The 10,702-nt window shown below is 50.6% G+C and carries 11 protein-coding genes; 10 read left to right on the top strand and 1 reads right to left on the bottom strand.

The features are described 5' to 3' along the window. Nucleotides 1-84 precede the first annotated feature (84 nt). The 4 genes from AC2A06_RS12520 (at nucleotide 85) to AC2A06_RS12505 (ending at nucleotide 3,059) form a co-directional block, all read left to right on the top strand. Complete coding sequence (locus AC2A06_RS12520) at nucleotides 85-1,692, top strand: ABC-F family ATP-binding cassette domain-containing protein (protein WP_484380499.1); 1,608 nt, start codon at nucleotides 85-87, stop codon at nucleotides 1,690-1,692. A 154-nt stretch (nucleotides 1,693-1,846) separates the two neighbouring features. Further along, nucleotides 1,847-2,161, top strand: a complete 315-nt coding sequence (locus AC2A06_RS12515) for an ArsR/SmtB family transcription factor (RefSeq protein WP_023491716.1) — start codon at nucleotides 1,847-1,849, stop codon at nucleotides 2,159-2,161. 2 nt (nucleotides 2,162-2,163) lie between these two features. Beyond that, nucleotides 2,164-2,646, top strand: a complete 483-nt coding sequence (locus AC2A06_RS12510; protein WP_484380498.1) for an SRPBCC family protein — start codon at nucleotides 2,164-2,166, stop codon at nucleotides 2,644-2,646. Continuing rightward, complete coding sequence (locus AC2A06_RS12505; RefSeq protein ID WP_484380497.1) at nucleotides 2,643-3,059, top strand: GFA family protein; 417 nt, start codon at nucleotides 2,643-2,645, stop codon at nucleotides 3,057-3,059. Before AC2A06_RS12510 ends, AC2A06_RS12505 begins: the two co-directional genes overlap by 4 nt. Before the next feature lie 373 nt (nucleotides 3,060-3,432). On the opposite strand, the gene AC2A06_RS12500 is transcribed toward AC2A06_RS12505, so the two are convergent. Further along, complete coding sequence (locus tag AC2A06_RS12500) at nucleotides 3,433-4,746, bottom strand: SGNH/GDSL hydrolase family protein (RefSeq protein WP_484380496.1); 1,314 nt, start codon at nucleotides 4,744-4,746, stop codon at nucleotides 3,433-3,435. A gap of 111 nt (nucleotides 4,747-4,857) precedes the next feature. Here AC2A06_RS12500 and AC2A06_RS12495 point away from each other — a divergent pair, with 111 nt between their 5' ends. From AC2A06_RS12495 to AC2A06_RS12470, 6 genes are all read left to right on the top strand, one after another. Beyond that, entirely contained in the window at nucleotides 4,858-5,799 is a 942-nt protein-coding gene (locus tag AC2A06_RS12495) for a LysR family transcriptional regulator (RefSeq protein ID WP_484380495.1), read from the top strand. 598 nt (nucleotides 5,800-6,397) lie between these two features. Next, nucleotides 6,398-7,111: a restriction endonuclease subunit S domain-containing protein gene (locus AC2A06_RS12490; protein ID WP_484380494.1), complete on the top strand. Its 714-nt coding sequence runs from the start codon at nucleotides 6,398-6,400 to the stop codon at nucleotides 7,109-7,111. Further along, nucleotides 7,108-8,163, top strand: coding sequence for a PDDEXK nuclease domain-containing protein (locus tag AC2A06_RS12485; RefSeq protein ID WP_484380493.1), 1,056 nt, complete (start codon nucleotides 7,108-7,110; stop codon nucleotides 8,161-8,163). The genes AC2A06_RS12490 and AC2A06_RS12485 overlap by 4 nt, the downstream gene beginning before the upstream one ends. Then, nucleotides 8,160-8,516, top strand: coding sequence for a hypothetical protein (locus AC2A06_RS12480; RefSeq protein WP_484380492.1), 357 nt, complete (start codon nucleotides 8,160-8,162; stop codon nucleotides 8,514-8,516). Before AC2A06_RS12485 ends, AC2A06_RS12480 begins: the two co-directional genes overlap by 4 nt. Then, nucleotides 8,500-9,375, top strand: a complete 876-nt coding sequence (locus AC2A06_RS12475) for a type I restriction endonuclease (protein ID WP_484380491.1) — start codon at nucleotides 8,500-8,502, stop codon at nucleotides 9,373-9,375. The genes AC2A06_RS12480 and AC2A06_RS12475 overlap by 17 nt, the downstream gene beginning before the upstream one ends. A 638-nt stretch (nucleotides 9,376-10,013) precedes the next feature. Next, entirely contained in the window at nucleotides 10,014-10,604 is a 591-nt protein-coding gene (locus tag AC2A06_RS12470) for a YcxB family protein (RefSeq protein ID WP_484380490.1), read from the top strand. The last annotated feature ends 98 nt before the right edge of the window (nucleotides 10,605-10,702 follow it).

The following is a 10,702-nucleotide window of genomic DNA, read 5'->3' as shown; positions in this document are numbered from 1 at the left end:
AATATTCACACCTGTTGATATCTTGCCCCATATCCTGCACACCAGTGCGGTAGGGGATATTTTTGATTTCACTCAGGAGTGCTTATGGCTCATTTTGCGCAATCCCCTTATTTTGTTTTACACCAGTTAACCTGCCAGTTTGCCAACGGTGAAACGCTGTTTGGTCCTTTTAATCTTGCTTTTGAACAACAGCATTATGGGTTGGTAGGGCGTAATGGTGTCGGGAAAACACGCCTATTACGTATGATTGCTGGGTTAGATCTACCTGCTGATGGGCATATTGAAGCTAAAGCTTCCTTTACTTATGTCGCACAACAATCGTCTATCATTGAGCAGACCTCACTGTCGCAATTACTTGGCTATGAACAGATTTTTGCTGCACAGGCTCGTCTTGAGCAGGGGTGCCCGCAATTGGACGATTTCGAACATCTTGACGGGCAGTGGGATCTGGCTGAACGCCTTAAAGTGGTGTTTACCGCTGCAGGTTTACCTGCTTTTGAACCACAGCGGCCAGCCAGTGATTTGAGCGGTGGCGAACGTATGCGAGCCATACTGTGCGGCGCGTTTTTGACCAAAGTTGATTTCATATTGCTGGATGAAACGACCAACCATCTTGACGCTGCTGGCCGTGAATGGCTGTATCAGCAGATTGCAGCCTGGCGAGGGGGTTTATTGATCGCCAGTCATGATCGGCAGTTACTGACTCGAATGCAGCGGATTGTGGAACTGACTCCTGACGCCTTGCGCAGCTACGGGGGTAATTACCATGATTACTATCGACAACGAGAACAGGAGCAGCAAGCGGCACAAGCTCAGTTGGAACATGCGGTGTTGGAAAGGCGGCGTACCCGGGTTCGGTTACAGAAAAAACATGATGAATACCAACGCCATGCCGCCCATAAGCTGAAAAAGGTAGGCACACTCAACCTATCCTCTCCTGAAAAATCAGCAAGTAAAGCGGCAGCCCGTGATGTTATGGGCTCACTGCGCAAGCAACATCAGGGGCAAAAAAATACCGTGGATCAGGCCGTACAAGCCGCTCGTGCAAGGGTTGAAGAGGATAATCCGGTGATGCTGACCTTACCGGGTAGTGCGGTGGCTGCGCACAAGCAGGTATTGGTACTTGAACAACTGCAATTACCTTTTACTACGATGTCACCACTCAATTGGCGAATGAATGGCCCGATGCGCGTGGCACTTACCGGACCAAACGGCTGTGGCAAGTCCACACTGCTGAAAGTAATTCTGGGTCAACTCTCCCCGAGTGGTGGCAATTGCCGTTGTTCGGTGACGGTGGCCTATCTCGATCAAGACTTGTCTCAACTGGATCTGACGCGCTCGGTGCTTGATCACCTTGGCTTGCAGAATACGCCGTTAGCCGAAGGGGTATTACGTAGCCAATTGGCCCAATTGCAGTTGAATGCAGAACAAGTCATGCTGCCGTTAGCGTCATTGAGTGGTGGAGAAAGGCTGAAAGCGGCGCTGGCCTGCATGCTGTGGTGCCGTGAGCCAGCCCAACTGTTATTGCTGGATGAGCCAACCAACCACTTGGATTTGGTATCGACCCAAGCGGTGGAAGCGGCATTAGTGAATTTTCCTGGTGCCATGCTGGTGGTATCGCACGATGATGATTTTCTGCAGGCGCTAAAATTGACCCATCGCCTGTCTTGGCACAGAGGCAGTTGGGCCTAAGAAGACCATGACGATCTTGCTGTGGCGCATGGTGATAGCACCGTATAGCTTCAGGTGAGCCATTTTGCCGAACATAAGCTGATGCATAATTTGACATGCAGGTAATTACCTGCATATAATTTCTCACGTTTCACACCTCACACATAGACAACTAATGGACACTGACAAAGTTTTCAAAGCGCTGGGCGACCCGACACGTAGAAAACTGCTCGACTTGTTGTGCGAGAACAATGGGCAGACGCTGGGCCAGCTTTGCGAGCAGTTGGACATGAGGCGGCAGTCGGTCACCCAGCACATCGGGATTCTGGAAGAGGCCAATCTGGTTAACACGGTTTGGCGGGGCAGGGAGAAGCTGCATTTCATCAATCCGGTACCGCTGCATGAAGTCTATGAGCGGTGGGTGCGTAAATTCGAACGTCAGCGGCTCAGCCTGCTGTACGACCTTAAGAAAGAACTTGAAGGGGAATAACGATGAGCAAAGAACAGACGAGTTTCGTTTATGTGACCTACATCCGTTCGACGCCGGAAAAGGTGTTTGAGGCCATCACCAAGCCGGAGGTCGCGCAGCGCTACTGGGGGCATGAGAACCTTTCCGACTGGAAGCCCGGGTCGGACTGGGAACATGTGCGTGCCGACGAACAGCGCGACGTCAATATTGTGGGCAAGGTGGTTGAGGTGGTGCCGCCAGTGCGCTTGGTCATCACTTGGGCGAGCCCCTCGCAGGCCAGCGATCCGGCCAACATCAGCCGCGTGAGTTTCGACATTGAGGATTACGACGACATGGTGCGCTTGACCGTCACCCACGATGAACTCGAGGCCGGCAGCGGTATGGCTATGGGCATTCAGAAGGGCTGGCCAATCGTGCTTTCCAGCTTGAAATCGCTGCTGGAAACCGGGCAGGGCATTGACGTCTTCGCTAAACCGAAGGCGACCTCAAACGGGAGTCACTTATGAACCAACCTTATACCGGCGGATGCGCGTGCGGTGCGATTCGCTACACCACCAAGCACGCACCCATCTTCCAGAATCATTGCCAGTGTCGCGACTGCCAGCGGCGAAGTGGCACCGGGCATGGCTCCTGGCTGACCTTTCCCGCGCAGGGCGACATGACGATCACCGGCGAGGCGACACACTGGGAGGTGGCGGGCGATAACGGCAACGTGAAGAGCCATGCCTTTTGCCCGGTCTGTGGAACGCCTGTCTACTTGCGCTTTGCCGCTATGCCAGAGTTGATCGCCGTCCCGGCCGGTAGCCTGGATGAGCCCGGCCGTTTTGCACCACAGGTGCTTACCTACCACGTCCGTGGCCTGGAGTGGGACACCATCGATCCCTCATTGCAGGCATTCGAGCGGATGCCATCCAGTTAGGGTGCGTTATCAATTGACCAAACGGCGGCGGCCTTTTGTTTCAGAACCACTTTTGTTTCAGAGCAAAGGGCCATTTTTTCCAAGGGCCCTTATTACGATGCGTATAGCCATCCTCTTCAACCCGTTAGATTCATCGATGAGAGTAGTCATCTTTATTATTGCAAAGGCATTTCCTACGGTTGGTTCAGTTGGGCCAGGTTGTCAGGATTGCGAACAATGCATAGTAATGATAAGTCTGGCCGAGGTGCGTTGTGCATAATCCTCGGCCATTAGGCGGTAGGGACGTTATCGGCATCCGTATAGGTTATGGACGGCTGACGATACGCTCCAGATTGCCCAGTCAATAAGGGGAAAGCCTGGTTCAGTGCTCCTGTCAGTGGGCTGCCTTTAATAAGACCTTGTTGGCGGGAAATAACATTTTAAGATCAACGGCCTCTGCCATCGCTCGGTTACCTTCATCGCCAGGATGGAGCCGGTCACCAGAGTCAAAACGCGGCAGCAGGCGGGTAGGATGCACAGGGTCACGTAACACCGCATCAAAATCAATAACGGCATCAAAGGTGCCACTCCGGCGTATCCAGGCATTCACTTGTTGGCGTAAGGCCTCTTTATCCGGCTGGTAGTAATTGTCCATCGGCGTACCGGGCAATGCCCCTTCGAATGGTGTCAATGTAGCGCCGATCACCCGCAGGCCGCGAGCATGAACCTGCTCAGCCAGTTGGCGATAACCCGCTGTTAATGCCTCGAATGTGGGTTTTGGGCTTTGCGGGGCGAAAATGGTACCCGGCCAGGCAATATCGTTAATCCCTATCATGACAATAACGCTTTGCACGCCTGGTTGCGCCAGCACATCGCGCTCTAACCGTGCCAATGCATTGACCCCCATACCGTCAGACAGAAGACGAGCACCGGAGATGCCAGCATTGATAACACTGACACCCTGCGGGGCAAGGCGCTTAGCCAGGAAGTCTGGCCAGCGGCTGTCTTTATCGAGACTGGCAGTATTACCATCAGTAATGGAATCGCCGAGCACCACAACGGCCTGTGCCGTTTGTTCAGTTTTGACCTGAACCCCCACCAACAGCGGGCGTGCCGTGGTGCTCTGGGCGGAAGCCTCTGTCACCTTAAGTTCCAGCGCCGAGGTTTGATCGCCTGCAACAATCCAGCTAGTCTGGCGGCCATCCCAATGGAAGGTACTCATAGGGGTAGCTTTCGGTAGATAAACGCTTACTGCCACCTGATTCAGGGCGGGGATGGGTGATGCCACAGGATCGCTGACCAACAAAGCACCGGGGAGGATCGTCGCTGTTTCTTGGCCACCAAATGTCACCGTGCGTAAGCTATCGGCAGCAATGCTATGGTTGTTATGCGCCTGTGCGAAGGTGACTTTGCCGACGGTGAGCGGTTGGCTGCCATGGGTATTGGACAGCACGAGACGAAAACGCTCGCCACCCAGGCTGATGCGCGCTACCTGGCGCACTGTTTGATCATGCAGCTCAGTGGGAATATTGGTGGGAAGCGGAAAATCTGACCCCCATACTGGCTGTGGGCTGGCCCCCCAGGTTGCCACCCAAGAAGGCGAGGCCGCTACCGCAGTGGTGGTTACTGTGACAGCACTTATTACCAGAGCCCAAGTAAGAACTACCCGGGATGAAGTGGTAAAAAATGATTTGAAGTGGTTTTTCATACTAGTGAACTCAAAATTAAATTGTGTATTAATTGTGAATTAAAAGACACTGTGGCGATATACGGCTTATTGGAATAACATTTGTGAATTAACTTCATTAAGGAGGCAGCCATGGCCCGCCAAGAAGTCAACCGTTCCGGCGAATTGGAAGTATTTGTGCGTGTGATTGAGCTAGGTGGTTTTTCTGCCGCCGCCCGTGTCTGTGGCATAACCCCCTCAGCAGTCAGCAAGCTGGTGGCACGACTGGAGCAACGGCTAGGTACGCGGCTAGTGAATCGCTCCACACGACAACTGCAACTCACACCAGAAGGCTGTACCTACTACGAACGTGTAGTGCGCATCCTGGCTGATTTGGACGAAGCAGATCGCTGTGCCAGTGAAAACACCACGCCACGTGGCCGGTTAAGGGTCAATGCCAATGTGCCCTTCGGGCATCACTTCCTGCTGCCGTTGATACCTGAATTTCTGGCGCGCTATCCTGAGGTTATGCTGGATATTATGCTGACCGATGAGGTCATTGATCTTTTGGAGGAGCGTACCGATGTGGCCGTGCGTGCGGGGCCGCTCAAAAGCTCTAACCTGATGGCGCGCAAATTGGGGCAGACAAGCAAGATAATTGTTGCGTCGCCTGACTATTTGGCTCGCCATGGTACCCCAGTGACGCCAGAAGATTTATACCAGCACAATCGTCTCGGGCCGAATTACGTGCGTGCCCAACCTGGCTGGTTATTGCGTCAGGGTGACAAGGATACGGTGATACCCATTAGTGGTAATGCTCAAGTCAGTGATGGTGAGGCGATGCGTCGCCTCGCTTTGGCTGGGTTAGGGTTGGCGCGTCTTGCCGCCTTTCAGGTGTGTGAGGATATCGCTGCTGGTCGGCTGATACCGGTACTTGAAGATTGCAATCCTGGCTATATCGAAGAAATCCATGCCGTGTATGTCGGGCAGGGTGGTCATCTGCCGTTGCGTGTGCGCGCTTTTCTGGATTTTCTGGCTGAACGAGTCGATATCAGTAGCCGATCAATCAATTCAAAACCGCCTGGTAACCAGTGAAAATAGGGTATCTCGGCTATTATTTATACCCTAAATAATTCGAGTTGCTTGTAGACGGCAAGTGATGGAGTCCCAGGAGCATAGCCGACTATGTGACAGAGCTGATAGCGTGTTGCTAACACCCAGCAGCTTGAAATATGACGAGTATATAGCGAGAAATAAAGGCAGCTTATAGGTTTAGAGGAGTAACTTCATAGCCACAAGTGTATGAAGAACTGTTGTGCTGAAATGTTCATGCTGAGCATTGAAATACTGCCTAAGGCTTGTTTCGTTTTCGCGCTTTGATAGATTTAGGTTCAATTGTCATTACCCGCAGTGTGCCCAGAAAGCCAAGTCGTTTTAAGTGGAAGTCTTCTCAATCGTGCCCTCGTCATAGTGGTGTCAGGCTGATACAATTCGGAGCAATTTTTTGTGCATCTAAAACCATCAGTCATGAAGCGTGGTGTTGGCGAGATGCCCCCCTGAAGCCACGGTTTCAGACTCTTTTCCAAGAGCATTGATGTGGCCGATCCGAGAGGCCAAGACAACGCTCATGACTGACTTGTCGCGTTGATAAAATGCACGCTGAGCCTACCTCAGCGTACTGGCGACCCAATTTATGGCGGTGCTGGATTTAACCGCTGCGACAACAAAAATCGAGGAACAGACTAAACAATGCCGTCCCAAAAGCTCACACTCGCCCGCCTGGAAAGTCTGCTGCTTACCGCATGCGATGACCTGCGCGGCAACATGGACGCCAGCGAACCAGATTGGTGAAGAGGGGGTACTGATGGTCGGACAAACGGCGTTCACAGCAGACCGATCTGTTGACTTTTCACTGTGTCGACGTGGAAACGCGAGTTTCGAAGATATCAGGCGCTATGGTTTGTCGATGGGTGATATTTTAGTTACGAGGGTGTTTGCAACGGTGCAGGGGGTAGGTCTGCCAACGCTGGTCCCAAAGTTGCCTGAGCCAGCTGTTTTCGAATCAAATATGATGAGGTTACAGGTTAATCCACTGCATATTTTGCCTGAGTTTCTTTTTGAATGGCTACGTTTTCCAATTGCGCGCAAGTATGTTTACGCAGGTGCTAATGCGTCGAATCAATGCAGCGTTAATCAGGGAGTGTTAAATCCCATGCCAATTCCGCGCCCCGATGAGAAAGAGCAAGAAAGGCTTGTCACCAAGATCCAACATTTTGATAAATATATTTTTTCTGAACGTGACAGTTTGGAAAATCTAAAGAGCCAAAAACGTGGCCTAATGCAAGGTCTGCTTACCGGCAAAGTGCCAGTGCAGCTTGAGAAATCCGACACGGAGGTAACGGCATGACACCAGAGCGCCCGGCTTCATTGTCCCCAACGCCCAGCGGCTATGCCGATTGGTTGGCTGACTTGAAAGGACGCATCCACAGTGCTCAGCAGCGTGCCGCATTGGCGGTCAACCGCGAACTGGTGGGGCTGTATTGGCAGATAGGCCGGGATATTCTGGCGCGGCAGGCCGAGCAGGGCTGGGGGGCCAAGGTCATTGAACGGCTGGCGCATGACTTGCGCACTGCTTTCCCCGAAATCAAGGGTTTTTCACCGCGCAACCTCAAATACATGCGTGCATTTGCCGAGGCCTGGCCGGATGCGGAATTTGTGCAAGCGGTGCTTGCACAATTGCCTTGGTACCACCAACTGGCATTGCTGGACAAATTGACCCATCAGGAGGAGCGCTGTTGGTATGCCGCCAAGGCCATTGAACACAACTGGTCGCGCAATGTACTGGTGATGCAAATTGAAACCCGCTTATTGCAGCGTAGTGGCACCGCAGTGACCAACTTCGAGGTTAGCCTGCCTAAGGCGCAGTCCGATCTGGCGCGCGAATCACTGAAAGACCCTTACCGTTTCGATTTCCTCGGCCTAACTGAGCAAGCACAGGAACGTGAGGTGGAAAACGCGTTGGTCAAGCATGTGACTGAGTTTCTGCTGGAACTAGGCGCGGGCTTTGCTTTTGTCGGGAGACAGGTACTGCTAGACGTGGGCGGCGACGAGTTCTTTATCGACCTGCTGTTCTACCACCTGAAGCTGCGTTGCTATGTGGTGATCGAACTTAAGGGTGGCAAGTTCAAGCCCGAACATCTGGGGCAGTTGGGGTTCTACCTAACGGCGGTGGATCGACAGGTGAAAAGCGCGCAGGACAACCCCACCATCGGCCTCTTACTGTGCAAGAGTAAAAACAAGGTAGTTGCCGAATATGCCCTAGGTGATAAGTCTCAGCCTATGGGGATTGCGGAATACAAATTACTCGAATCCCTACCTGCGGAGTTGCAAACCAGCTTGCCCAGCATCGAGCAACTGGAGCGAGAGTTGGCGGGGGATGCGCAAGAGGGTTCTGTGTGAGCGAATGTAGCGAAGTTGAAAAACCTTTTCTGAATCAACTGGCCGAGCAGGGCTGGACGGTGATCGACCAGGGTAGCGGCATCCAGCAGCATGCTGGCCCCAGCCTGCGCAGTAACTTCCGCCAGTGGCTGTTGCCAGAGGTGTTTGATAATGCCGTGCGCGCTATCAACTGTACTGACGATGGTCGGGAATGGTTAACGGACCAGCAACTGGAAGACCTGCGCAGCCAACTGTTGAGCCAGCCCAACCGTACCCTGTTGGAGGCCAACGAGGCGGTGCAGGCATTGCTGTTTAAAGCGCAGGTTGATGCCAACAAACTGACTGGCAACCGACCCGGTGGTGCGCCTGATTGACTTTCACAACCCCGCAAATTACCAGTTCCATGCCATCAACCCGTTCCGCATCGACATCCCGGGTTGCGTGAAGGCATTTATCATTCCTGACATTGTGCTCTTCGTGAATGGTATCCCGTTGGCGGTGGTGGAATGCAAGAAGGGCTCGGAAACCTGCGCCAACCCGATGCAGGAAGCCTTTGTACAGTTGCAGCGCTATATGCGTCGACGTAAGGAAACCGCCAACGCGGGCCTGAAAGAAGGCGAGCCGCGTCTGTTCCACAGCAACCTGCTGCTGATCCGCAGTTGCGGCTTGGAGGCAGATTACGGCAGCATCACCTCGGGCGAGGAACATTTCTACGCCTGGAAAACGCTCTACCCGCAAGATGATGCCACCCGCGTAGGTTTGAACGCCCTGCAGCAACTGATTGCCGGGATACTGAGCAAACCCAATCTGCTGCATATCCTGCGTACCTGCGCGGTGTTTATGGATACTGACGGCGGGCAGCGCGTTAAAGTGGTGTGCCGTTATCAGCAGTTTCGTGCCGCAGGCAAGATTGTCCAGCGTTTGCGCAAAGGGGGGACGACGCTAGATCGCAGTGGCGTGGTGTGGCATACCCAGGGCTCGGGCAAGTCGCTGATCATGGTTTTTCTGGCACGAATGATCCGCGCCAGCGGCGATCTGAGCGATTACAAGATCGTGCTGGTGAATGACCGGCATGATCTGGAGGAACAGTTGTGTGACACTGCCAGCCTGATCGGCGGACGGGTAAATGTGAGAGACGTATACCAAGGATACATAACTAGCCGATTCGAGTCCTTGTTAAGCCCAAAAACGCCGGATTTCAGCACGTCTAATATGGAACAGAGTGTAATTTGATTTGCAAAAGGGGATTTTAAAATGGAAACGCCATGGACAACTGTAGCTGTCCATGGCGTTAAATTTGGCTCCTCTGACTGGACTCGAACTTTGTTTTAATTAATTGATTCACATGCTATTAAAATTGTATTTTCATCGTTAAGTCCACAATGAAGCCCTAAATTTTTCATAGTAATAAATGCGATGAATATCTCATCTTAACAGTGACACTACAGTGAATAATCCTTTTCGAACGACGGAGTTTCTGCTCCGCCTGAGAAATTTTACCGATCTAGTTATTATTGGCATCCTGATGATTCAATAAAGTGAAATGAACGGAAGAACAAATAGGTTTTTAGTAATGGCAGTTAAAGTGGCAGTATCAGGTGAGCATTGGCGCTAACACTCAGTCAGTAGAACTTTAATGCTGAAATATCGAGGGTCTGGTGGTTGTTTTTATATTGGCCATTTAGAACAGAGGACAGAACAGAACCTCTTACACCGTAAATGGCAGAAATCATGGTGCCCAGGTTATAAATGAATCATCAAGTAAAACTGTAGAGGCGGTAGCTAAAGTCGTATGCTCGATGATATACTCCTTAAAAAACAGCCTGATCAGAGCGAAGTGCTGTGCTAGTTAAAAATCTATGGGGTTATATATGATATCAAAAAGCAGGTTCATATTTGATTTTTCTTTATCAGTTCTTGAGAGAACGGAAGCGAGCAAATTCATTAAAGAACATGAAAAGAAAGAGATGATAAATCCGTATGATTTAATTTTATACGTAAAGAAGGCTGCTTTTATTGTACTGGCATTCAGTGGCCTAATTATCTTTATGATACTGATGTCATTAATCTTTAAAAAAAACCAGGATGCTGCATTCTTGGACAAACAAAGAGTTTTTTCTATTATTGCGATTTCTCTTTTTGTTTTTTTTATTTTGCTGAATGAAATTCATGATTACATTTTCAAAATAATGACAAAAAACAATGATGAAAAAGAAAAAGAGGATGAAGAGATTTCATTGAGAATAAAAATAAATAGATTTTATATAGAAACAATACAACACAATGGGAGCGGGAAAGTATACTGGGATTATATTAAGCGAATATACAGAAAAGAAGGGTTTATTTTTATTCAAATGAAAGATAATCGGTGTATTGTGATACCGGAAAGAGTATTTTCATCTGAAAATGATATCCTACAGTTATATGAATATATAAAAAATAAAATATCAATTTGTCAATAAATACGTGAGGGCATAGTAAGTGCTTGTGAGGTTTTTTTGACTGATCGGATAAGTGAATTATTAGAGTTCCTCACTATTTGGAGCCCTGTTTACCATTA

Source organism: Serratia sp. HNCC26DJ244 (assembly GCF_057180565.1).
Note: the sequence above shows the minus strand (reverse complement) of the source record. Positions and strands in the feature narration are given on the sequence as shown.

Coding starts and splice junctions, on each gene's coding strand:
- AC2A06_RS12520 (WP_484380499.1), top strand. CDS start 85: ATGGCTCATTTTGCGCAATCCCCTTATTTTGTTTTACACCAGTTAACC.
- AC2A06_RS12515 (WP_023491716.1), top strand. CDS start 1,847: ATGGACACTGACAAAGTTTTCAAAGCGCTGGGCGACCCGACACGTAGA.
- AC2A06_RS12510 (WP_484380498.1), top strand. CDS start 2,164: ATGAGCAAAGAACAGACGAGTTTCGTTTATGTGACCTACATCCGTTCG.
- AC2A06_RS12505 (WP_484380497.1), top strand. CDS start 2,643: ATGAACCAACCTTATACCGGCGGATGCGCGTGCGGTGCGATTCGCTAC.
- AC2A06_RS12500 (WP_484380496.1), bottom strand. CDS start 4,746: ATGAAAAACCACTTCAAATCATTTTTTACCACTTCATCCCGGGTAGTT.
- AC2A06_RS12495 (WP_484380495.1), top strand. CDS start 4,858: ATGGCCCGCCAAGAAGTCAACCGTTCCGGCGAATTGGAAGTATTTGTG.
- AC2A06_RS12490 (WP_484380494.1), top strand. CDS start 6,398: ATGGCGGTGCTGGATTTAACCGCTGCGACAACAAAAATCGAGGAACAG.
- AC2A06_RS12485 (WP_484380493.1), top strand. CDS start 7,108: ATGACACCAGAGCGCCCGGCTTCATTGTCCCCAACGCCCAGCGGCTAT.
- AC2A06_RS12470 (WP_484380490.1), top strand. CDS start 10,014: ATGATATCAAAAAGCAGGTTCATATTTGATTTTTCTTTATCAGTTCTT.